18 protein-coding genes are annotated in these 21,805 nt (G+C 46.9%); 11 read left to right on the forward strand and 7 right to left on the reverse strand.

All coding sequences use genetic code 11. The annotated features are described in order from the left end of the window. Positions 1 to 258: 258 nt before the first annotated feature. A complete protein-coding gene (locus FGL37_RS18945) occupies positions 259 to 594 on the reverse strand; it encodes a winged helix-turn-helix transcriptional regulator (RefSeq protein WP_028070851.1) in 336 nt (111 codons plus the stop codon). Positions 595 to 670: 76 nt separating this feature from the next. Between FGL37_RS18945 and FGL37_RS18950 the strand changes: the two genes are divergently transcribed. Beyond that, complete coding sequence (locus FGL37_RS18950; protein ID WP_028070850.1) at positions 671 to 1,414, forward strand: SDR family oxidoreductase; 744 nt, start codon at positions 671 to 673, stop codon at positions 1,412 to 1,414. A 152-nt stretch (positions 1,415 to 1,566) separates the two neighbouring features. Here the strand turns inward: FGL37_RS18950 and msrB are convergent, their stop codons facing one another. Both msrB and FGL37_RS18960 read right to left on the reverse strand, forming a co-directional pair. Then, the gene (gene msrB, locus FGL37_RS26205; protein WP_028070849.1) at positions 1,567 to 2,655 is read right to left on the reverse strand and encodes a peptide-methionine (R)-S-oxide reductase MsrB; all 1,089 of its coding nucleotides are present in this window, start codon (positions 2,653 to 2,655) and stop codon (positions 1,567 to 1,569) included. 247 nt (positions 2,656 to 2,902) lie between these two features. Further along, positions 2,903 to 3,202 carry a hypothetical protein gene (locus tag FGL37_RS18960; protein WP_028070847.1) on the reverse strand — a complete coding sequence of 100 codons (300 nt, stop codon included), beginning with the start codon at positions 3,200 to 3,202 and terminating at the stop codon, positions 2,903 to 2,905. Positions 3,203 to 3,385: 183 nt separating this feature from the next. Between FGL37_RS18960 and FGL37_RS18965 the strand changes: the two genes are divergently transcribed. The 8 genes from FGL37_RS18965 to nagA all read left to right on the forward strand — a co-directional run bounded on the left by FGL37_RS18965 (position 3,386) and on the right by nagA (position 16,004). Continuing rightward, positions 3,386 to 4,402: an alpha/beta fold hydrolase gene (locus FGL37_RS18965; RefSeq protein WP_028070846.1), complete on the forward strand. Its 1,017-nt coding sequence runs from the start codon at positions 3,386 to 3,388 to the stop codon at positions 4,400 to 4,402. Positions 4,403 to 4,655: 253 nt separating this feature from the next. Then, positions 4,656 to 7,739 (forward strand): SusC/RagA family TonB-linked outer membrane protein, encoded by a 3,084-nt coding sequence (locus FGL37_RS18970; RefSeq protein ID WP_051607095.1) that lies wholly within the window; start codon positions 4,656 to 4,658, stop codon positions 7,737 to 7,739. An 11-nt stretch (positions 7,740 to 7,750) separates the two neighbouring features. Beyond that, positions 7,751 to 9,298, forward strand: coding sequence for a SusD/RagB family nutrient-binding outer membrane lipoprotein (locus FGL37_RS18975; protein WP_037533829.1), 1,548 nt, complete (start codon positions 7,751 to 7,753; stop codon positions 9,296 to 9,298). A gap of 13 nt (positions 9,299 to 9,311) precedes the next feature. After that, a complete protein-coding gene (locus FGL37_RS18980) occupies positions 9,312 to 11,330 on the forward strand; it encodes an alpha/beta hydrolase family protein (RefSeq protein WP_160169512.1) in 2,019 nt (672 codons plus the stop codon). 2 nt (positions 11,331 to 11,332) lie between these two features. Further along, the gene (locus tag FGL37_RS18985; protein ID WP_028070843.1) at positions 11,333 to 12,766 is read left to right on the forward strand and encodes a Gfo/Idh/MocA family protein; all 1,434 of its coding nucleotides are present in this window, start codon (positions 11,333 to 11,335) and stop codon (positions 12,764 to 12,766) included. Position 12,767: 1 nt separating this feature from the next. Next, positions 12,768 to 13,505, forward strand: coding sequence for a glucosamine-6-phosphate deaminase (locus FGL37_RS18990; protein WP_171019311.1), 738 nt, complete (start codon positions 12,768 to 12,770; stop codon positions 13,503 to 13,505). A 9-nt stretch (positions 13,506 to 13,514) separates the two neighbouring features. Beyond that, complete coding sequence (locus FGL37_RS18995; RefSeq protein ID WP_028070841.1) at positions 13,515 to 14,819, forward strand: sugar MFS transporter; 1,305 nt, start codon at positions 13,515 to 13,517, stop codon at positions 14,817 to 14,819. Positions 14,820 to 14,822: 3 nt separating this feature from the next. Further along, a complete protein-coding gene (gene nagA, locus FGL37_RS19000) occupies positions 14,823 to 16,004 on the forward strand; it encodes an N-acetylglucosamine-6-phosphate deacetylase (RefSeq protein WP_028070840.1) in 1,182 nt (393 codons plus the stop codon). Here the strand turns inward: nagA and FGL37_RS19005 are convergent, their stop codons facing one another. Beyond that, complete coding sequence (locus tag FGL37_RS19005; RefSeq protein WP_028070839.1) at positions 16,005 to 17,024, reverse strand: LacI family DNA-binding transcriptional regulator; 1,020 nt, start codon at positions 17,022 to 17,024, stop codon at positions 16,005 to 16,007. Positions 17,025 to 17,175: 151 nt separating this feature from the next. On the opposite strand from FGL37_RS19005, the gene FGL37_RS19010 reads away from it, so the two are divergent. Both FGL37_RS19010 and FGL37_RS19015 read left to right on the forward strand, forming a co-directional pair. Beyond that, the gene (locus FGL37_RS19010; protein ID WP_051607089.1) at positions 17,176 to 17,598 is read left to right on the forward strand and encodes a MarR family winged helix-turn-helix transcriptional regulator; all 423 of its coding nucleotides are present in this window, start codon (positions 17,176 to 17,178) and stop codon (positions 17,596 to 17,598) included. A gap of 21 nt (positions 17,599 to 17,619) precedes the next feature. Continuing rightward, positions 17,620 to 18,150 (forward strand): GNAT family N-acetyltransferase, encoded by a 531-nt coding sequence (locus FGL37_RS19015; RefSeq protein ID WP_028070838.1) that lies wholly within the window; start codon positions 17,620 to 17,622, stop codon positions 18,148 to 18,150. 133 nt (positions 18,151 to 18,283) lie between these two features. On the opposite strand, the gene FGL37_RS19020 is transcribed toward FGL37_RS19015, so the two are convergent. The 3 genes from FGL37_RS19020 to FGL37_RS19030 all read right to left on the reverse strand — a co-directional run bounded on the left by FGL37_RS19020 (position 18,284) and on the right by FGL37_RS19030 (position 21,653). Further along, positions 18,284 to 19,570, reverse strand: coding sequence for a sensor histidine kinase (locus FGL37_RS19020; RefSeq protein WP_028070837.1), 1,287 nt, complete (start codon positions 19,568 to 19,570; stop codon positions 18,284 to 18,286). Between the two features lie 249 nt (positions 19,571 to 19,819). Next, positions 19,820 to 20,776, reverse strand: a complete 957-nt coding sequence (locus tag FGL37_RS19025) for a nitrilase family protein (protein ID WP_028070836.1) — start codon at positions 20,774 to 20,776, stop codon at positions 19,820 to 19,822. A gap of 40 nt (positions 20,777 to 20,816) precedes the next feature. Continuing rightward, positions 20,817 to 21,653: an AraC family transcriptional regulator gene (locus FGL37_RS19030; protein ID WP_028070835.1), complete on the reverse strand. Its 837-nt coding sequence runs from the start codon at positions 21,651 to 21,653 to the stop codon at positions 20,817 to 20,819. Positions 21,654 to 21,805: the final 152 nt, after the last annotated feature.

The following is a 21,805-nucleotide window of genomic DNA, read 5'->3' on the forward strand; positions in this document are numbered from 1 at the left end:
GATCGGTATCCTTGGAACGATCCGGAAAAAGCTCATTATTAATGGTTGGACCAGACAGTAGAGGTATTCTTTGCCTGTGCTGACGAGCTATTTATTTTTAGGCTGAGCTAAAGTACCATGGGGAGATTATGTATACTGATATGTTTGTGCAAAACAAACTGGCCCTGAAACTGCCCGTTTCAAGAAGAGGCAGCATCGAAAAAAAACGATTGAAGAAGAGAAGAAACGATATAAATCCGTTGTTAGGGGAGCCTACTGTTATTGATCCTCGATCACTTTTTTCCTGTGCTCTCGACCCCAGTTGATCATTTCTTGTATTATCTTACCAAATGTCCTGCAGTATTCGGTTGGCTCGTATTCGATAAGTACTGGAATATCAGGGTACACCTTTCTAACGAGTAGCTTGTTGAGTTCCATGTCTTTGAGTTCCTTGGATAGCATTCGTGTTGTAATGCCCGGAATACTTCGTTCAATTTCGCGGAATCTTCTACTGCCATTGCATAATGAGTTGATGACGGGAATGCGCCATTTTCCACCGATAAAATATAGGGTATCCTGAAGTGCGCGTAATTCTTCTGCCTGATCTCTTTTCATGCTATTGCTTTTGGTATACTCTGTGATACTGGTAACAAATATATACCATACCCAGCATATATTTGCAAGAAAAAGTATGAAAAATTTAAAAAATAAAATTGCGCTGATTACCGGGGGTAATAGCGGGATCGGATTTGAAACAGCGAAAGCATTTGTAACGCAGGGTGCCACGACGATCATAACCGGACGACGGAAAGAGGCTATCATTGAGGCTGCCGATACCATTGGCGCTATTCCACTGGTTGCGGATCAGTCATTATTGTCCGATATCGACAGGCTGGCGGCAGAAGTAAAAGAACGTTATGGAAAACTGGATATCCTGTTTATCAATGCTGGTATTACCGGTGAGGCTGCAATGATCGCTGATGCCAGGGAAGAAACTTTCGACAGTGTAATGGATATTAATTTGAAAGGTGCATATTTTACATTAAGCAGATTTATTCCACTGCTTCAGGATGGTGCGTCGGTGATCTTCCTTTCTTCCAATGTGGCTTCAATGAATATGCCGCAAAGTTCTATTTATCAAGCGAGTAAAGCTGCGTTGAATACGATAGCTAAGACAGCGGCCCTCGAGTTGGCCGAACGGAAGATCAGGGTAAACACCGTCAGCCCCGGGCCGACCCGGACACAAGTATTGAACAAAAGCTATGACCCTGCCCTGGTGGATGGCATATGGGAAAGCCTTGCGGGGACGGTGCCACTTAAAAAGATCGGTAAACCGGAAGATGTTGCTGCGATGGTGGTGTATCTGGCTTCGGAGTCGGCCACTTTTATCACCGGGAGTGATTTTGTTCTGGACGGCGGAATGAAAATCAGTTAGACGCCATATGCTCGTGTGCAATGGGCTGCGTTGCATGGGAGTTTTTATAGAACGACAAGCGCTACATTGATGTATGCACTCAATATTAAAGGCGGGAGAGGTACTCTCCCGCCTTTTAAATCGTGAAGATAAACAGCTGTGCAACTATCTTCCTACTTTTTAGCTAATAGCGACAAATATTTTTCATATCCCTCTTCTTTCATTTTTTCTTTAGGAATAAAGCGGAGCGATGCACTGTTTATACAGTAGCGTAGGCCCCCTTTATCTGCCGGACCGTCATTGAAGACGTGACCGAGATGGGCATCACCCGTCTTGCTGCGTACCTCCGTACGGCGCATTCCATAGGAATTATCCGAAAGTTCCTGGATTAGGCTATCACTAATGGGCTTCGAAAAACTGGGCCATCCACAGCCGGATTCGAATTTATCGGTAGATACAAACAGGGGCTCTCCAGTCGTAATGTCTACGTAAATACCGTCCCTAAACTCATCGTTGTATTCATTGTCAAAAGCCCGTTCAGTCGCATTATTTTGAGTGACATTATATTGAAGCGGGGTAAGCTTCTTTTTTAATGTTTCCTGATCTGCTTTTTTATATTCGGTGGTGGGTGCGGGATTGGCCTTGCGGGCTAATTCGAACAGGTCTGGCCCAATATGGCAATAGCCTCCAGGGTTTTTATCCAGATATTTTTGGTGATAGGCTTCGGCGTCGTAATAGTTTTGCAAAGGCTCCACTTCAACCACAATTTTGGCACTATACTGATTGGCTAATGCCGCTAAACGCTCTTTTATTATAGGCACATCATCCGCATTAGTGTAAAAAATGCCCGTGCGGTACTGCGTGCCGATATCATTACCTTGCTTGTTTAAGGAAGTCGGGTCGATGGTCTTTAGAAAGAGATCCACCAATAGTTTCAAATCGATGACTGTTGGATCGTAGCTCACTTTGACAGTTTCAGCAAATCCAGTTTTACCTGTTGAGACCTGCTGGTAGGTAGGATCTTGCAGATTGCCGTTGGCATAACCCACCTCGGTGGCGGTAACACCTCTGACTTGTTTAAAAAAGTGCTCAGTGCCCCAGAAGCAACCTCCGGCAAAATAAATAACCTGATCTTTGTTGTGTGAATTATCCATAGTACGTTGTTTTGTCGTTTTTGAACTCGTCCCTTTTTGTGAAAAGCCGATCTTGCTGACCAAAAATAAACCAATGGCCACGGCAAGAAGTACGAATGCCTGTTTCATGTTGTTTTCGTTTTCGATATCTGCACACTGCGCTTCAGTTTCCGGAAAATGATTCGGCCCGAAATCCTGACAGTATATTTGCTACTTATCAGAGCACAAACACTGTACCTTTCTGTGTGGCCATGCGGGCAACACCGCACTGGCATGATCATATCCTCTTCTTTTGACAATACACAGACGGACAAGACAACGGCGGAGGCAGGAACTGACAAAAAGGCTGCTGCATCGGTTGGCCAGCAACGGTAATTTAGTGGTGCCGATTGCCTTTGGGATGATAGGCCACTTCTTTGTTTACGTCTGCTAAAGGGCGGTGTCTATCCGGAGCAGCTGCTGGACTTGTATTTTGTAGAGCGACAATATCGGGCTCCTCCAGCGAAAGATCTTTTAAAGGCCTATAGCCCGGCGGACGATTTGGCTGACTCCGTTTTTGTGGGCTGCCAGCATTTTCATCAGTAATTTCAGGGCTATGCTTCTCATGTCGTCGTTTAAGTAGGATCAGCGCTGCTCCAGCAACGATCGCTATTGCTAATTTGAGTTTATTGTTCATAGATGGTCTTTTTAAGAGGGAACAAATTTACCTCTTAGATCGTTTTGGTCAATGTGATACAGTTTTCCATCCCAACAGTTGGACAAGGACTGCTCATTTCATTTAAAAATGTTTAACTTTAGGGATCTAAATGTCCACCATTATCTTAAGCATATGCGCCGCCTTATTTCTTCCTACTTTACAATGATTTTTTTGATTTCTTCCGTTTACGCCCAAGATCTGGATCATCAACTGCGTAAAAAATATGAGTCGGCCAAGCATACCTTCTTGACATTCGAAAAGGAACATCGTGGGTCTATTCAGACCGCGAATCATCGCATCTCCTATTTAAAGTGGGGCAGCCACAGAGACAAAGTGTTTATCTGGCTACCGGGCAGTTTTTTGTCAGCATACGATTTTTATCCCTTTGCCGATGCGCTGGTCAAGGCTGGCTATAGTGTGTTGTCCGTAGATCATTATGGTCATGGCTTGACAGATATCCCAAAGGAAGACCTGGATTTTTGGGATTTTGCGGATGATCTAGCTTCGCTCATGGACAATCTAAAGATAAAAACAGCAGTAGTCGGCGGATTTTCAAGAGGCGCATATATCGCAACCGCCTTTTATGACAGACATCCTGAAAAGGTGACGGGGCTGGTCCTCGAGGATGGTGGGACCGTCGCTTTCAAATCTTTGTTTGACCAGATGACCCCTGAGGCGAAACAGCTATTTTTCGGGTCAGTGGAGCCACCATTGGAAGTGAAGAAATTGCTCTTCGGATCCTGCCCGACGGAATTTGACATCTTCAGCAATATTAATCAAATCGATGGTTCGCCGGAGCAATGGCAGATCTTTGGATTCGTGAAGCACAGAGCTGGTCAATGGTATTTATATCATGGTCTGAACGAATATATGCATATGCAGGACAGTATTCATTATATCCAGTTACTGGACCGGCCATCGGAAGTGAGCCGCTATGCCGCTTCCATGTTGCGCGTAGATCCCATGAAAACGTACCGCACACTAAAGGTGCCAATGCTGATTCTGGATGCTGTCGGCAAGGACGATTCTTTCGACGGCCGCAAAGGTAACCGACAGTTAAAGGATATGCATCCCGAGCTGATCGAACATCAGTTGTTTGATTGTGCTGACCATAATATTCATTTTAGCTGTCCGCAGGATTTTCTAACTGTATTAACGAAATTTTTAAAACCGCTGTGATCTGAATGGTAATGAGGCTCTGAGACGCAGCCTGACCAATTGATAACTGCTGCTTTTGCTCTTATTCATGTGGTCATGGATGCTCGAATGATGCACTGCAGCACTTTGCACAACTACTCGTCAGCATCCGGTTTCCGGTAACGCTACCGCTATTTTATTCGGCAAATTTGTTGGATTTATACCCTCTATGGTCTTTCTTTGGGTATAACGCAATGGAAATAAACTAAATTCCAACAATTTAAATCGATAAATTATGATAGCTTCCATCGACAGTAAACGATTGTTTTTCCTGGGGCTGCTCACGTGTTGTCTCATTGTCTGGGGAGAGGTGGTGCGCGGACAGTCGAAAGTACGAACTGGGAAAGTGATTAGTGTTACAGACCAGAACCCATTGGCACAGGTAACGGTGCTTAATCTCAGTACGCAGCTTGCCGGACGCACTGATCAGGAGGGCAACTTTAGCATCAGTGCTGCTGAAGGCGACAAACTCCGGTTTTCTCTTGTGGGGTATAAAACTGCTGAGCTACTCGTGTCGGCACAGCAGCAGCTGACCGTCAGCCTTACGCAGGAGAACTTGACCATTGATGAAGTGGTCGTCACCGCCTTGGGAATAAAACGGGAAACCCGCGGGCTGACATACGCTACGCAGCAGCTTAGTGGCGCTGCTGTCAACGATGCAAGGGACAACAGCGGCAATATCATGAGCAGTCTGACAGGCAAAGTTGCTGGCGCTGTGGTCACCACCGCCGCTTCCGGCCCAGGCGCTTCGGCTCGAGTAGTGCTTCGTGGCAACAAATCCATTTCGGGAAACAATAATGCGCTTATTGTTGTCGATGGAGTTCCCTACGACAATTCCAGTGCACAGCAGGCGACCGGTACAACGTATAACTACGGCACCAGTGACGGTGCAGCCAATATTAACCCCGATGATGTAGAGTCCATTAATATACTGAAAGGTCCCTCTGCAGCAGCGCTTTATGGTAGCAGAGCTGCGAACGGTGCAATTCTAATCACTACTAAACAGGGAAAATCGGGACGGTACACCATCAATTATAATGGTAGCGCCTTTTTTGACCAGGTGAATCTTCTCACCCGTTTTCAGAATACTTACGGCCGTGGCAACGGTGGAGTGGCTGGCACCAATATCGGGGAGAGCTGGGGGCCGAAGGCGCAGACTTACAAAAACAACGTAAAGGATTTCTTTGAAAATTCAGCGACATTCAACAATAGCATAAGCACCTATGGGGGAACGGAGAAGGTACAGGGCTATGTGTCCTATGCCAACAACAAAATTGGGGGCATTATCCCGGGAAATGAACTCAAACGGAATAGCCTGAACTTGCGCGTCAATACCGAATTTATTCCAAAACTGAAGACTGATGTTAAACTGAATTATGTCAATCAACAGATTGACAACCGTCCGCGGCTAGGTGACATGGGGATTCCTGTCGAGGCCTATATAATGCCGCGGGATATGGACAAGGCTGAACTGATAGACTATGAAACCACCGATCCGATCACAGGAGAGCCGTTACGTAAATACTGGTCTGGGGCGGCTATCTACGACAACCCATATTGGAGTACCAATCGTACATCGGTCAACGAAGTCCGTGACCGAATCACGGCACTGGGATCGGCAACTTATCAGCTGACTGATTGGCTGAGCATCATGGGTAGGTATAGCTTCGACAAGTATATCGACAATACAGATGGCTCTTTTTTTGCCAGTACGGTGTCTATCGGCGACGTCCGCAAAGGAGGCAAGTACTTTGAAACGAACGCTCGTTATCAGGAGAGCAATTTTGATTTGTTGCTCAATGGTAAAAATCCGTTGACATCGGATATCGCCGTTACCTACAATATAGGGGCGAGCTCCCTGCGCAGAAAATACAGCAGCTTTCAGAATATGGCCAATGGCTTGTCCATCCCCAATGAGTTTAGTCTAAAAATGGCGACTACACCTGAATTCCTGGCAATAGCAGGTTATGAGCGTCGGCTCAACTCCGTTTATGCGAGCGCACAGGTCGCTTTTTACAATAACGTGTTTTTAGACATGACCGCACGTAATGACTGGACATCGACCTTAAAGGCCCCGCATAGTTACTTTTATCCTTCGGTGGGCGTTTCGGCCATCTTCAACGAATGGTTACATATGCCTGCATGGGTCAATTATGGTAAGATCAGAACCTCCTACACGCGAGTGGGAAACGATGCCGATCCTTATCTGCTGCGACAGCTTTACGCCTTTGGGCTGGGAGCGGGTAACGGGTTTATCTCGCGTTCACCCACTAAAGCTATTCCTGACTTGAAACCTGAGCTCACAAAGTCCCTGGAGGCTGGGCTGGATATGAAATTTTTTGAAAATAGACTGGGCTTTGACCTAACATTGTACAAAAGTAATACCGTAAATCAGCTGCTCTTTCTCGGCTTACCGATGGCCAGCGGCTATAGCAGGCAGTACATCAATGCGGGCAATATAGAAAACAAAGGAATCGAAGTTCAGCTGACGGGTACGCCGATAAAGCATCAACATTTTACTTGGGAAACAACACTTAATTTTTCCAGCAACACCAACAAGATTGTCGAACTCCACGAAAAGACAAAACGGGCCAATATTACCGACAATAACCGATATGCTACTGTAGTTGTAAACGAGGGGGAGAAGTATGGTGATCTTTACGGCTATGCCTGGAAGCGGGACCCGCAGAGCGGCAAATTTGTGGTGAACGCCAATGGTCTGCCAGTGGTAGAGGCAAATCAAAAATTAGGTAACTTTAATCCAAAGGCATTACTGGGCTGGTCAAATTCCTTGTCTTATAAGAATTTCACGCTGAATACGCTGATCGATGCACGGATCGGCGGCGAAATTGTCTCGGGAACCTCGGCCTACCTCGCGGCATTTGGGGTGGCTGATTATACGGCGTTGTACCGTGAAGGAGGGCTGGTGCTGGATGCAATTGGCCCGGACGGCGGCGCCAATACGAAGGCTATCACAGCACAGCAGCTTTGGACGACAGTATCACAAAATGGACGGGATGCATGGGGTGAGTTTTTTACCTATGACATGACCAATGTGCGCATGCGCGAACTTTCAATCGCCTACAAGTTTGATTTGAAAAACACGAAGGTGCTGAAGAATGCGCAGCTGTCCCTGACCGGGCGGAATCTGTTTTTTTTCTTCCGCGGTAAATCGAAGCTGGATATACCGGGTATCGGCAAGATAAAGAATCCTATAGATCCGGAAGCCGCACTTGGAGCCGGCAATTACCAGGGAGTGGAAGTCGGTCTGCCACCTTCGGTGCGCACACTGGGTGTAAATGTAAAGTTAACCTTTTAATTATTGTAACCATGAAAAGAAACATATTATATAGTGCACTATTGGCAATAGGTCTGACATCCTGCACGAAAAACTTTGAGGAGATTAATACTGACCCAAACAATATCACAGTAATTACGCAGCGCGAACTGCCTTTTATGTTTGCAAAAGCGCAGTCCTCTGCGGCGATGAACCGTTCCTTTTACCAAACGGTACAGAACCTTGGAGCAGACTTATATGCGCAGTATTTTGCATTGACCACCAACTCATTCAGTACCGACCGCTACCTGCTGACGCCCGACTGGCAACGCCGCTTCTGGACCGTTGTGTATGTCGATACGGCGCCCCAGCTGAAAAGTATTATGGACAACACCGCAGCGGATTCGGGTGAAGCGGCTCTCGCCAATATTATGTGGGTATATGCGTTTCACCGGCTGACCGACCATTTTGGGCCGATACCGTATTTTGGTGCTGCAGAAGCGCTGGATGTTATCCCTTATGACCCTATGGATAAGATTTACGCTGATTTTTTTTCGCGGCTCACTGCCGCCGTTGATCGGCTGAAGGCGCTTCCTGCAGGCACAGTAATATTTCAGGGATATGATCTGATGTATAACGGGAGTGTAGAAAACTGGATTCGCTTTGCCAATTCGTTACGACTGCGGCTCGCGTTGCGCATATCCAAAATAGACCCCGACAAGGCGAAAGCCGAAGCTGAGGCCGCTGTCGCATCGGGAGTGATGATCAGCAATGAGCAGAACGCTGCTGTGCTCAAGTCGCTGTCGGGCAATGATACCAACGGCCTGGCACAAGTGGCGGTGTGGAACGAATTTTCCATGAGTTCGACTATTGCTTCTTACCTGAAGGGATATGAAGATCCTCGGCTGTCCATTTACTTCCAGCCTAGCCTGGACGGAAAGGCCTTTAACAGTGTGCGCAATGGGGCCACTTCCACAGATCTGGGGAATGTCAGAAACCAATCGCGGGCAAATTCGAATGTGGGGACCTATTGGGTGAAGTACAACGGTGAGGTGCTGGAGGGTAACTTTACACAAAGTCTGCATGTCATGTGTGCGGCAGAATCTTTTTTTCTGCGTGCTGAAGGAGCCTTAAACGGTTGGAATATGGGGGCTGGCGCGCAGGATCTTTACCAGCAGGGTATCACCTTGAGCATGGAGCAATGGAAAGTAAGCGATCAAGCAGCCGTGTCGAGGTATCTTTCGTCAGAAAAAAAACCTGTGGCTCCGGGTGATTTTCATGATTCGCCAGCAGTGTCGGGCATCTCGGTCAAATGGGGGAACAGTACCGATGTGCAGCGCGAACAGATAGGTGTACAGAAATGGCTGGCGGTCTATCCTGACGGCATGGAAGCATGGGCTGAATATCGTCGTACGGGCTATCCTAAAATGTATACTGTCGTACAGTCAGATAATCCGGATCTGCCCAACGGTACATTTATTAAAAGGCTGCCGTATCCGCTGACAGAAGTTACGGACAATCTTACTGAACTGACCAAAGGACGCGCATTGCTCGGCGGCCCCGACAATGCAGCAACCCGGCTCTGGTGGGATGTGGATTAATGGTTGGACGACGATGAATAATTGTAAGATATATTTTTTTCTATTGATGATCGTTATGGGACAGCAGATCAAAGCGCAGACAGCCTTACCGCAGGTGCTGCAGATACCGGAGGAAATAGATCCGGTAAAAGTTTCTCTTGAAAGCCGTGCAGACGAACTTCTCAATCGGCTGTCGTTGCACGGGGACGTGGATGCGGCTGCAGTGATGGATGCGATCCGGTCCAACCTGAATCTGACCCATGCCGGTGAGACATACCTGGATATGCAGATTGTCAAGAGCTTGGACAGAGGTACTTATACGATCCATAACTTGATCTTTCAGAGCTTGCCGGGCGTGTATGTCCCGGCAAATCTCTACGTCCCCAAAGGCAAAGGACCTTTTCCAGCCATACTGAATAGTCATGGGCACTGGCCGCCGGGAAGACGGAGTGAAATCGTACAGCGTACAGCACAGATATTGGCCAGTAATGGCTATGTCTGCCTGAGCATGGATGCCATGGGGTCGGGTGAACGCGGACGCATGCATCAGCACGAGTATCATGGCGCTAATCTGGGTTCGCTACTCCTGGATCTGGGAACCCCATTAATGGGCGTGCAGCTGCTGGAAAATCAGCGTGCCATCGATCTGTTGTGCTCGCTGGACTACGTCGATAAGGATCAGATCGGGGCTACTGGCGCCAGTGGCGGGGGTAACCAGACGATGTGGCTTGCGGCCGTCGAACCGCGGGTCAGAGCAGCAGTCCCTGTGGTGAGTGTAGGCACCTTCCGTTCCTATATCATGAACAGCAACTGCGTCTGCGAACTGCATCCCAAGGGGCTGCTGCATTTTGAAGAAGGCCAGCTGTTACAGACCATGGCGCCCAAAGCCGTCAAAATAATCACTGCGCTGAGAGATGGAAATGCGGCTTTCAACGTGCATCAGATGCTAAAATCCTACCGTCTAGCCAAACTGAGCTATGAAGAACAAGGCCTGGGGGACAAGTTGGACTACGCATTATTTGACGAACCGCATAGTTATACCGATGCGATGAATGAAACTATGGTACAGTGGTTTAATAAAAGCTTTAATTATAGAACGTCATCTACTGTTGATATTAGTTTAGTACAGTTGTTGGATACCAGTAGTTTATCCGTGCTGCAGCATGGTGTGGAAAGGAATAAGATCATTACGATACCACAATTTATTCAACGCGAATTCGGAGCTTCCGAAAAACATCTTTTTTCGGAAGCGAGGCTGGACGCGGCTTCTTGCAGAACAGCGCTTCGTCAGTTGCTCTCTTCGACGGAGCCGGATACATTCAGAGCCGTGAAATCGCTTGAACCAAGCAAGGGCTGGCAGCGTCTGCTGCTGGAGACCGCACAGGGGCAACTGATTCCTGTATTGCTCAAAAAGCCCTCAGGTGAGGGGAAAAATATTTATGTTGTATTTCCATCACAAGGGAAGGAGGCCCTCTCGGCCGCGGATATGGACCGGCTGCTGTGCACAGGCGACGGGGTTGCTGTTGTAGACCTTTATGGTCTTGGCGAAAGAGCTTCGGCAACCGGAGACCGCATAGATGGTGCGCTGCCCCGTTTCCACACGCTCTCGCGTTCGCTGCTGTGGTTAGGCCAGACGATGATGGGGTTGTGGGCCGATGAAATTAGGCTGGTTAGTGATTATATGCAACAGCATTATCCAGCACATCAGCTGATCGTGCAGGCTGACCGCGAAACTGCAGTCGCCGCATTGGTCAGCAGCAGCTTGGCGCCCAGACAGAATAAACTGCAGCTGCGACACCTGTTGATCAGCTATCTCCCCGGACCTTCTGGCGGCCTTGACAATTACAACATGGCGGTCCACATTCCCGGAATCTTGCGCTGGGGCGATATACCACTATTGCTGGCACTATCGTCGGACGATGTTTATATCGATGACCTCCTGTCTTGGGCTGGCAACGCTTGTTCAGATAGGGACAACAAGGAATTAGTAGAAAAAGTAAATGCTTATAAGAGGAAACTCCACATGGGGGGTACATTACAAATCAACGAGTAACTATGGGAACGAACAGAAGATCATTTTTAAAATTATCAGGCTTGGCAAGTCTTGGGCTAGTCAGCGGACACAGGCTGCACGCCCAAGAGACAGCGACAACAGCACTGGAGGAAATTCGTTTACAGTCGAGCAAAAAATATGCGCCGATATTTAATATGTCAGGTTATGCCGCACCTCGGATAGATACGGTGCGGGTAGGCTTTATCGGGGTTGGGAACCGCGGATCGGCTGCTGTAGAACGTATTAGCCAGATTGCTGGTGTAAGCATCAATGGCATATGCGATGTGAGACCACAAAAAGCCAATGAAGCCAGAGGTCGAATCAAGACGCCGGGACATTCAGCCAGAATTTATGCGGATGGAGCGGATGACTGGAAGAAAATGTGTGAATCCGATCAATTTGATCTGATCTACATTGCCACGCATTGGAAGTTGCATGCCCCGATGGCGATCTATGCCATGGAGCACGGAAAGCATGTGGCGCTCGAAATCCCCGCAGCGACTACCGTGGAGGATTGCTGGAATCTGGTCAGAACCTCGGAAAAAACGAAAAAGCATTGTGTGATGCTGGAAAATTGCTGTTACGACTATTTTGAACTGTTGACGCTCAATCTCGCCAGACAGGGATTTTTTGGGGATATTGTCCATTGTGAAGGGGCCTATATCCACGATATCATGGACAGCCTGTTCGAAGAAAATAAACGCTATGACTTCTGGCGGCTAAAGGAAAATGCGGCCCGTAACGGAAACCTCTATCCCACACATGGGCTGGGGCCCATTTGCCAGATCCTGCGCATCAACAGGGGCAATAAAATGGATTATATGAGTTCCATGTCTTCCAAAGATTTTATGCTTCATACTAAAGCAAAGGAAATGGCAAAGATCAACAGGCAGCTGGAAGCTTATGTCGGCAAACCTTTTCGCGGAAATATCAACATTTCTAATATTATGACATCCAGTGGCAGTACGATGATGCTGCAGCATGACGTCAGTTCACCACGCCCATATTCACGTATTCATTTGGTCAGTGGTACCAAAGCATTTGCGCAAAAGTATCCATTACCGGGAAAAATTGCCATTGGACATAACGATTTTCTCGGAGCAGAGGAGATGGCAGCGCTGGAGCGGAAATATGCTCCGGGTATCGTCAACAAGATCGGTGAGCTTGCCAAAGCGATCGGTGGGCATGGCGGTATGGACTTTATGATGGACTGGAGATTGATCGACTGTCTTCGAAATGGGCTTCCGATGGATATGGACGTCTATGATGCGGCGAGCTGGAGTGTGATCGGCCCTTTGAGTGAATGGTCTGTTGCCAATGGTTCGCAGCCAATCGAAATTCCCGACTTTACCAATGGCAACTGGAAAACGAATTCGGTGCACGACATTAATCTGAGTTCCGGGGGCACAACACAAGTATTAAAATCTACTAAATAAAATGCAAGTGAAGGTACAAACATTAAAAACACGTAAAGAGTTAGGCCTGTACGCTGGAAATGCCGGCATAGAGGCTATCAAAAAAGCAATTGACAACAACGGCGAAGCAAATATTATTCTAGCCACTGGACAGAGCCAGTTTGAAACGCTGGCAGTTCTGGTCGGAGCAACAGATGTGGACTGGAGCAAGGTCAGGATGTTTCATCTTGACGAGTACATCGGCATTCCGGTGACGCACAAAGCGAGTTTCAGAAAATACCTGACCGAACGCTTTGTGGATCTCGTCGGCCCACTAAAGGAAGTGGTACTCATCGATGGTGAAGCTGATCCAGAGGCAGAATGTGCGCGTCTGGACAAAAAGATTAAGGCGCATCCCATTGACGTGGCTTTTGTGGGCATTGGCGAAAACGGGCATCTGGCTTTCAACGATCCGCCGGCGGATTTTGATGTCAGTGATGCCTATCTTGTTGTTAACCTTGATACGCAATGTCGTCAGCAGCAGCTTGGTGAGGGCTGGTTCACATCGCTTGAAGAGGTCCCGGCTCAAGCCATAAGTATGTCGATCCGGCAGATTATGCGGTCACAAAAAATTATCTGTGCGGTGCCTGACCGGCGTAAGGCCGAGGCTGTGCACAATTGTTTGGCCGAACCGGTATCCAACCTCCATCCGGCAAGTATACTGCAACAACATGAGGACTGCACATGTTACCTTGATGAGGAATCAGCTTCTTTACTTTAACCATAGCTCATGACATCACCTGTATTAGATAAAAAGACTACGCTCGTATCCATTGGTATTATTGGGCTGATGTTCTTCATTTTTGGATTTGTCTCCTGGGTAAATGCAATATTGATCCCTTACTTTAAAATCGCTTGCGAGCTGAGTAATTTTGAGTCTTACCTGGTCGCCTTTGCCTTTTATATCTCGTATCTGGTGATGTCCATGCCGTCGTCCTTTCTGCTAAAGAAGCTGGGCTATAAAAATGGTATTATGGCCGGCTTCTGGATCATGGCCCTTGGCGCGTTTCTATTTGTCCCTGCTGCCTACGGTCGTACCTATGGTATCTTTTTGCTGGGTCTGTTTACCTTGGGTACCGGTCTTACTGTATTGCAAACTGTCGCTAACCTCTATATCACCATGATCGGTGAGAAAGAACGGGCGGCGCAACGGATCAGTATCATGGGGATATGTAACAAAGGAGCTGGAATATTGGCTCCATTGGTCTTCTCTTACGTGGTATTCAGACCTGAGGACAATACACTGTTCAGTCAATTGCCCGGAATGGATGCGGTAACGCGGGCCAATGCATTGGATGAACTCATACAGCGGGTTGTGCTGCCGTATACCATTGTCGGGACGACGCTGTTTCTGATTGGGCTACTGATCAAGGTTTCGATATTGCCAGAATTGGAGCAACCTCACGAATCGCATTTACAGCAAGCGCAGTCCAAAAAGGGATTGTTTCAGTTTCCGCATCTTGTGCTTGGTGCTGTGGCAATCTTTTTACATGTCGGTACACAGGTCATCGCAATTGACACGATCATCAATTATGCTGGATCGATGGGGCTATCTCTGCTGGACGCCAAAACCTTGCCATCCTATACCTTGACGGCAACGATTGTAGGTTATATCTGCGGTATTGTACTGATTCCGAAGGTCTGCAGTCAGCGGCTGATGCTAAAGATCTGCACAGTCGTTGGTTTAGCGCTGGCTATATTGGTCTGTACCACCACAGGCAACATCACACTCTTGGGGCGTAACCTCGACATCTCGATCTGGTTTCTCGCACTGATCGGCCTACCCAATGCGTTGATATGGGCAGGAATATGGCCGTTGGCGCTGGAGGGTCTCGGTGGCTATGCTAAGCAAGGTGCAGCATTACTGATCATGGGATTGTGCGGAAATGCGGTGCTGCCGCTGCTATACGGATGGTGGGCAGATACTGCAGATGTCAAGTCAGCCTATTGGATATTAACCCCTTGTTTTTTATACTTGGTATTTTATGCATTTAAAGGTTGCAAGCTTCGGAAATGGACAAGTAACAACAACTAAACTATGTTAACAATTACAAATGCAAAGATCATAATGCCTGACCATATCCTTGAGCCGGGAGCGGTATCGATTGCCGATGGCAGGATCGTCAATATTTCGGATCGTCCTTCTATGAGCCGGGTGTCCGGCGAGCAACTGGATGCAGAGGGCCTCTATCTGGCGCCTGGCTTTATAGATATTCATGTGCACGGCGGCGGCGGCGCTGATTTTATGGACAGCACCGTCGAGGCCTTCCTGCGGGTTGCAGAGACACATATACAGTATGGTACTACAGCCATGTTGCCAACAACGTTGACAAGCAGTACGTCTGACTTAATTGCGCTGTTTTCGACTTATGAAGAGGCTATGCGCATCAACGATAGGGGAGCACGTTTTTTGGGACTTCACCTTGAAGGACCGTATTTTGCCATGAACCAAAGAGGTGCACAGGATCCGCGTTATATCCGCGCTCCTGACCCGCAAGAATATGAGCCTATCCTGGCACAGTACCATCAATTGATTGCACGCTGGAGCGCCGCTCCCGAACTGCCTGGAGCACTTGAATTTGGACAGAAAGTGCGCATGTATGGAATACTACTGGCACTGGCCCATACCGATGCCATTTATGAGGAAATTCTACCCGCTGTCGATAGTGGATACCGCCTCGCAACACATCTCTATTCGGGTATGTCTGGAATGACCCGGCGCAATGCTTACCGTTATGCGGGGACTATAGAAAGTTGTCTGCTATTGGATGCCATTGACGTTGAAATTATTGCTGATGGTGTACATCTGCCGGAGCCATTTCTAAAACTGATTCATAAGGTGAAAGGCACATCGAAGACAATTTTGATAACGGATGCCATGCGGGCGGCAGGAATGCCGGCCGGCGATAGTATCCTCGGAAGCCTGAAGAACGGCATTGAAGTGATTGTTGAAGATGGCGTGGCTAAGTTGCCTGATCGTTCTTCGTTTGCGGGTAGTGTGGCTACCGCTGACCGCTTGATCAGAACCATGATAAATCAGGGCGGAGCGAGTTTGGTGGAAGCTGTCCAGATGATGACCGTCAATCCCGCAAGGGTGCTTGGCCGGGACCATGAAATTGGCTCTATTGCTGTCGGCAAAACAGCTGACTTAGTTTTGTTCGACGAGAATATTCAGATACAATCTGCGTTTGTGTCGGGCGAAATACGCTATCAACGATGATTAAACACGTTTGTGGGCCACCGAATTGCGGATGATCAGCCTGCTGGGAACAACCAGGTCCTGAATCTCGAAATTTTTATTTTTGATATGCCGGATCAGTAAGGCACAGGCGCGTTTTCCAATTTCAAAGGCTGGTTCTTCCATCGTTGTCAGGGTAGGCTCGACGACTGTGGCGATGGGATCATTGGTAAAACCGATGACTCCAATATCCCGGCCTACTTGTAAGCCATGTTCTTTGATACTGAGTATCGCGCCAACAGCTTTGCGGTCGTTGGCGGCAAATATGGCGTCAGGCCGCTGTGGTAGTGCCAGCAACTTAGCCGTATCCTCGCTGCCCTGCACCTGCGAAAAACCGGAATGCACAATCAGGCTTTGGTCAATGGCGATTTTATATTGTGTCAGGGCCTCCATATATCCGCTGAGCCTCAACTGTGTGAATTTTAGATCTTTTGGTCCTGCGATATGGGCAATACGGGTTGCTCCCCGCTCAATGAGGAACTCTGTGGCCCTAAATGCACCTTCAAAGTCATCCTGCACGACTTTAGAAGCTTCTATATCGTTGGGTACACGGTCGAAAAAGACGATGGGTAATCCTCTGGCCATCAGCTTGTCGAAATGTTCGTTGCTGGAAGAATCGGAAGATATGGATATCAATAGGCCGTCCAGATTGCTGGTAGAAAGATTCTCCAGCAAACTCTTCTCGCGTGCCATACTGTCATTGGTAACATACAGAATAATATTGTAATCCTGTTCATAAGCTTCTTCCTGAATGCCGGAAATGACCATTGAGAAATAATAATTGGTAATAAACGGAATGACTATACCTATGTTTCTGGTGGATCCGGAAGCCAATGCCGACGCATTTTTATTGGGCTTGAAATTCAGTTCTTTTGCTAGTGACAACACGCGCTGACGTGTTGCGGGATTGACATCATGTGTGTCCCGGAACGCGCGAGAGACGGTGGAAACCGAGATCCCAAGCATTTCAGCAATATCTTTGATGCCGATTGGATTTTTCATAGATAAGGGCAGATCATAAATAATACAACCCACAATTTACTAAAAATGATTCAAATATTATTGAATAAAATTTAAGATCACCGCGTCATTCAGTTTATGAAAAAAGTAGTTGCTTTTGGCAACTATTATAGCTACATTTGAATAAAAATGTATGGAATCATATGCAGCGAAAGTACGGCGTTTCAATAGATTTTATGTCGCGCACATTGGTTTGATCAATCAAAACTATTTTGAAAGCGATCTTTCTTTTACAGAAGTAAGGCTTTTGTATGAGATTGGAGAGCGAGATAATGCCACTGCACAATTTTTAAGCGATAAACTCCATCTTGATAAAGGATATCTGAGCCGGACAATTAAAAGCTTGATTAAAAAGGATCTATTGCGGAAAGAACAGTCCGAAAATGATGCCCGTACCTATTTTCTGTGTTTGACAGCGGGGGCACAGCGTCTATTAAATGAATCGCATCGTAAAGTCGAAAACCAGATCGCGAATATGACGGCTCATCTTAATGCTGATGATAAGGTACTGCTGGTCCAGTGCATGGAAACCATACAGTACCTGCTTAACAAGTAACCTTTTGTAATATTGTAATATATGAATACGAGGGAATTTAATGTCCAGCATACCAGCGAGACCGAGTGGGAGGAGATCATTGGTCTTTTCGACCTGGCCATGCAATTAGATGGCAAGAATGGATATAAGGTATGGAACTATATCGATGAGGATGGGCTCAGGAATGATATCCGCAGTAAGAAGCAATATAAAATCGTCCAGCATGGCGACATAGTGTGTCTTTTTTCTATACAGTATGCAGACCCGCATATCTGGAAGGAACGGGAGCAGGGAGATGCGCTTTATTTGCATCGGATTGTTGTCAATCCAAAATTCAAAGGGCAAAAGCACTTTGAAAAAGTGCTGCGCTGGGCCCGGGAGCATGCACAGGAAAGCGGGTTTAAGTTTATAAGAATGGATACCTGGGCCGACAATGACAGGATCATCAACTATTATAAATCTTTTGGTTTCGACTTTATCGGCAACCATACAACTGGGAGTGAGGCTGAACTGCCCATTCAAAACCGAAATTTGAAGGTGGCATTGCTTCAGCTTCCGCTCACGGCTACTTAAAGTCCATCGGCTGTTGTGCAGCTCAGCAATTCAAAAATTTGCATAAGTTTTCGAGATGGTATGCCTATTCAGCACTTGGTATCGTACTCAAGAGTTGATGTGTACCAAAGGCCAGATGTAAACAGACTTTATATTAAGTACAAGCCTGTTTATCCATTCGCGCTCCAGCTTCGAGTGTCGGATAGGCTGGCAATCCCACTGTGAAGATCGAACCTTCATTGGGCGAGCTTTTGATGTCTACTACGCCATTATTGCGTTCGATCAGATCTTTGCAGAGAACCAGTCCAAGGCCAGTTCCAGGCTCATCTTTGGTCCCTGCGGATTTCCGCTGCGCAACATGAAAAAGGAGCGCTGATTTGGATGGAGCGATCCCAACTCCTTCGTCTTGAATGTGGATATGGGTATAAACCTCATCCTTCGTACAATAAATGCTTATTTTGCCTGCCGCATAACTGAATTTGACTGCATTACTGATCAGGTTACGAAGAATAATGATGGTATGGTCTCTATTTGCGAGCACGCGTGTTCCGGGCATAATGTCGATATTGAAGTGCAACTGCTTGGCCCGTGTCTGGTCAGCGAACAGCTGTACGATATCTTGCACTAATGGCAAAAGCAGGACCGGAACTGCTGCTGCCGTAATCCCCTTCATGCTGCTGCTACCCCACTGGAGGAAGTCGTCCAGTGCCTGGCTCTGATGGACGACCTGCTGGTGAAGCTGCTGAATATATTTTATCGAGGTCTTATTGTTGAGTATTTGATCGCGTAGCATCAGGACCATGGCTTCCAGGCTCGCAAACGGCGTTTTGATATCATGAGCTACTATCGAAAATATCTTTTCCTTGTCCCGGTTGATAGATTCCAGCTTGCGCCGCTGTTCTTCTATTTTTTTCATGTTGCTGTAAATGATCTGCAGAAAGAAGTTAACAGCGATGACTATAAATGCCAGTGCATTGCTGACATTGAAGATCAAGCGTAGCTTGGATACCTGCTGGTTTAGCGGGAGAATGTCTGGCAAAAGATAGACTGTGGCAATAGAGCTTGCCGTAGCCAAAAGGAAAGCGATATGGATGCGCCGGTCGTCGTAGAGCAGCATCGAGGCCACCATTGTACACAACAGGAAATACTCGCCGCCGTTTTTAAACAAAAGTGCCCCGAGGAGAAAGAAGATAAAATTGCTGATCAAAAGCATCGCCTTGGCGAAATGGTGTTTTCGGTCATATTGCAGAACAAGTACCGCTATTGAACAGATTGAATTGGAGATATTGATCGCAGCCAGGAGTGTGCGATGTTCAACGATATTCAGCACAAAAAAGCAAATTGTAGGCAATATGCAGAGTATGGCGATCAGATTGACCATTTGTACTCTTTTGAGTTCGATATAAGACATTCCCGAATGCGTACCGATAAGGGTGAGCATTTTCCAATATGTTCGCAAATAGTGCATATGGCTATTGGCTGAGCTGTTAATAAATATGAAATGGCTAAATTAACTATAAATAGGGAGTATAATGTAGCGTTTGGCGAAAATATTGTTCGTAATTTATTTAACAACTATAGCTCAAGGTGCGCTAAGCTACTACGGCCGATGCCCGCTGAGGAGCCGAAGAAAACCTCCACTATTGCTGTTGCAGTAGTCCGGAGCGGAGCTGGAGGTTTTCTTTGGAGATTAGTCTTCGCCTGTATGTAACCAGGCCACCTGCTGGTCGGGCGTGTGGAACTGGCCGATAATATGCCGATAGAGTTCTGGGCGTCTTGCCTTTATATAGCGATATCCTCCGGCTTGCTCTACCTTTTCGGGGAACAGTACCGCGGTGACAAAGCTGTCTTCGAAGGTCCTGCATTCGGCAAGAATATCACCAAAAGGATCTAAAATCATTGAACAGCCGTTCTTGAGCTGATCGTCGTCCATGCCAATGGGGTTTGAAAAAACTACATATACTGCATTGTCAAAAGCACGGGCAGGGAGCCATTTCATCAGCCAGCTACGACCTTTCATGCTTTCAAATTCAAGGCGTAATGACGTGGGATCAAACTCGCGGTTTTCCCAGAGATCAGGATTTACAAAACCCGCTCCCGGTCTGGTAGATGGTGTGCACATCGTTACATGGGGCATGAAGATAATATCAGCTCCTAATAATTTTGTGGCTCTGACATTTTCGATGACATTATTGTCATAGCAGATCAATATGCCACATTTCCAGCCTTTGATGTCAAAGATGGTATAACTGTCGCCTGCTTTTAGGTGTGGGTTGATGAAGGGGTGTAGTTTGCGGTGTTTGGCGATAAGTCCGTTTTTATCCACACAGACATACGGTTTATACAAGTTGTTGTGTTCGTCTTTTTCAAATAGCCCCGCAAGGATAATAATGTCATATTTGGTGGCTATTTCTATAAGCTTCTGTGTGCTTTCGCCATTCGGAACGACTTCGGCGATGGAAAGCATGTCTTGCCGATCCAGATGTCTGGCGAACGTATACCCCGTCACTGAGCACTCATGGAAGGCAATGACATCGGCACCTTCAGCGGCGGCCTGCGCTGCTAAACGTTCAATAACGGCTAAATTGTAAGCTTTGTCTGCACTCCGGTGCGCAAATTGGGCGGTCGCAATTTTTAGTTTTTCCATATTTTTTTTAATTCTATATGGCAAAGCTAAGAGTCCTGAATCAGGGGAAATTGTACAAATCCGACATCGTGGCAGAGGGGCTGGCGAATTCCATAAAATTGATGGCTAGTCTGTTGCTTTTTAGATATTCAGAAGGCGTCAGACCAATGTTTTTCCGAAATGAACGGATGAGGTGAGACTGATCGAAATAGCCGGCTTCATAGGCGAGTCCGGTCATATTATGCCGGTCTGCACTGTTTTTGAGCAGCTTTAGAAAGCGGTGTAGCTGAATGATACCGGCGAATTTCTTGGGACTGAGGCCAATGTGCTCATGAAAGACCCGCTCAATATGCCTCTCGCTGTAACCGGTATGTCTGACCAATTTTTCGACTGTAACAGGTTGCTGATGTTTGCTGATCAATTCTGTTGCCGAACTGATGATGTGCTGATCAGAAGCTTGACTGTTGCTAGACCGTGTATAGAAAAAACTGTTGAGGATATTTAGCTGTTCTTTGACACTATTGATATTGATCAGTTGTACGGTAAGCTTTCGGCCTGCTTGCCCAAAGAGGTCCTGTGCATCGATTATCTGGTCTTTAAGGCTGTAGGCGGGTATTCCTAGCAGTTTAAAGAGGCCATCCGGCTGAAACACAACAACGATAAAGGAAGTACGATGTGCTAAATACAGGTCTTTGAACTGGCTGATCTGTCCATATACAAAGGATGGCGATAAAAGCGGTGTTCTGTCCATCGAAATGCTGCTCTGATCAAGGCAAAATACCATTCCCATGCTGGCATCTGAAAAGAGGCGTAATCGTCTCTCACAGCTATAATCACAGTTCAGTATAAGATAGTGCCTGATATAGGCGGACAGTATGTCAGGTGCGGTTATTTGCATCGCTCTTTCAGGTATGATCTATACCAAAGATAACTATTCTTCACGATTGAAAAATCACAGCTTAATTAAGAGTTTGTTGGCTGATAGTCATTTTATCCCAATCTGATCGATCTTTGCTTAGCTTGGATCGGAGACAAAAATCATACGTTCAC

The sequence above is a fragment of the Sphingobacterium thalpophilum genome (assembly GCF_901482695.1).
GTDB classification, from domain to species: Bacteria; Bacteroidota; Bacteroidia; order Sphingobacteriales; family Sphingobacteriaceae; genus Sphingobacterium; species Sphingobacterium thalpophilum.

What these genes read in the sequence shown, in the direction of transcription:
- FGL37_RS19005 (WP_028070839.1), bottom strand. Translation starts at nt 17,024, where the DNA reads ATGAAAAATCCAATCGGCATCAAAGATATTGCTGAAATGCTTGGGATC.
- FGL37_RS18990 (WP_171019311.1), top strand. Translation starts at nt 12,768, where the DNA reads ATGCAAGTGAAGGTACAAACATTAAAAACACGTAAAGAGTTAGGCCTG.
- FGL37_RS19020 (WP_028070837.1), bottom strand. Translation starts at nt 19,570, where the DNA reads ATGCTCACCCTTATCGGTACGCATTCGGGAATGTCTTATATCGAACTC.
- FGL37_RS18995 (WP_028070841.1), top strand. Translation starts at nt 13,515, where the DNA reads ATGACATCACCTGTATTAGATAAAAAGACTACGCTCGTATCCATTGGT.
- FGL37_RS18985 (WP_028070843.1), top strand. Translation starts at nt 11,333, where the DNA reads ATGGGAACGAACAGAAGATCATTTTTAAAATTATCAGGCTTGGCAAGT.
- FGL37_RS18965 (WP_028070846.1), top strand. Translation starts at nt 3,386, where the DNA reads ATGATTTTTTTGATTTCTTCCGTTTACGCCCAAGATCTGGATCATCAA.
- FGL37_RS18975 (WP_037533829.1), top strand. Translation starts at nt 7,751, where the DNA reads ATGAAAAGAAACATATTATATAGTGCACTATTGGCAATAGGTCTGACA.
- FGL37_RS18980 (WP_160169512.1), top strand. Translation starts at nt 9,312, where the DNA reads ATGAATAATTGTAAGATATATTTTTTTCTATTGATGATCGTTATGGGA.
- nagA (WP_028070840.1), top strand. Translation starts at nt 14,823, where the DNA reads ATGTTAACAATTACAAATGCAAAGATCATAATGCCTGACCATATCCTT.
- FGL37_RS18970 (WP_051607095.1), top strand. Translation starts at nt 4,656, where the DNA reads ATGATAGCTTCCATCGACAGTAAACGATTGTTTTTCCTGGGGCTGCTC.
- FGL37_RS19030 (WP_028070835.1), bottom strand. Translation starts at nt 21,653, where the DNA reads ATGCAAATAACCGCACCTGACATACTGTCCGCCTATATCAGGCACTAT.
- FGL37_RS19015 (WP_028070838.1), top strand. Translation starts at nt 17,620, where the DNA reads ATGAATACGAGGGAATTTAATGTCCAGCATACCAGCGAGACCGAGTGG.
- FGL37_RS18950 (WP_028070850.1), top strand. Translation starts at nt 671, where the DNA reads ATGAAAAATTTAAAAAATAAAATTGCGCTGATTACCGGGGGTAATAGC.
- FGL37_RS19010 (WP_051607089.1), top strand. Translation starts at nt 17,176, where the DNA reads ATGGAATCATATGCAGCGAAAGTACGGCGTTTCAATAGATTTTATGTC.
- FGL37_RS18945 (WP_028070851.1), bottom strand. Translation starts at nt 594, where the DNA reads ATGAAAAGAGATCAGGCAGAAGAATTACGCGCACTTCAGGATACCCTA.
- FGL37_RS19025 (WP_028070836.1), bottom strand. Translation starts at nt 20,776, where the DNA reads ATGGAAAAACTAAAAATTGCGACCGCCCAATTTGCGCACCGGAGTGCA.
- msrB (WP_028070849.1), bottom strand. Translation starts at nt 2,655, where the DNA reads ATGAAACAGGCATTCGTACTTCTTGCCGTGGCCATTGGTTTATTTTTG.
- FGL37_RS18960 (WP_028070847.1), bottom strand. Translation starts at nt 3,202, where the DNA reads ATGAACAATAAACTCAAATTAGCAATAGCGATCGTTGCTGGAGCAGCG.